Genomic DNA, 612 nt, shown 5'->3' with positions numbered 1-612 from the left:
CTAGAAATTAAAAACCTAGGCTGTTATTTTTCTAGTCTTGCTTTTAGTCTCTGATGATTTCAGAGCTCGTTTTGTAGCAAGTTCAAATATTAATTTGTCAATATAGAAGCCTTGTCTTGAATCCAGATTCAACTTGTACATTATTGCTTTTCCAACAGTTCTTGTTCTAAGTAAAACTCCTTGTTGTTCTAGATTTTTAATTTCATTTAATGCAGTCTTGAAAGAAATTCCAGAGTTCTTGGCAATGTCAGACACTGAATAATCCCAATCCTTGAAGGTTGCAAGAAAATCCAAAATCTTTGAGGTGCTACCNGACACTAATACTTTCATACTTTAGAATATATTAGTACATTAATATATTTACCCATCATTATGTAATTATTTACATAATACTTATATTCATTGTACAGCAATAAGAACACCATTGGTAGATGATGTAAGCAAAGCCATACTGAGAAAGCTATTCTACGATAATCGAATTGGCAAAAAACACATTTCACTTGAAAATCTAAAGACTGGATTTCCATCTCACATCAAAGGTGATGTTGATAAGAAACTAAAGAAACTGGTAAAAGAAAATCTGATCTTGACACATCCAACTTCGTATGGACC

At 31.9% G+C, this 612-nt stretch carries 1 pseudogene; it reads left to right on the top strand.

From position 1 onward, the window contains the following. Positions 1-424: 424 nt before the first annotated feature. Positions 425-612, top strand: a pseudogene (locus tag DYY66_RS06795) (hypothetical protein); the annotation flags it as partial.

Source organism: Candidatus Nitrosotalea sp. FS, assembly GCF_011319475.1.
In the GTDB taxonomy this organism is placed as follows: Archaea; Thermoproteota; Nitrososphaeria; order Nitrososphaerales; family Nitrosopumilaceae; genus Nitrosotalea.
This window is presented reverse-complemented; position numbering and strand designations above follow the sequence as displayed.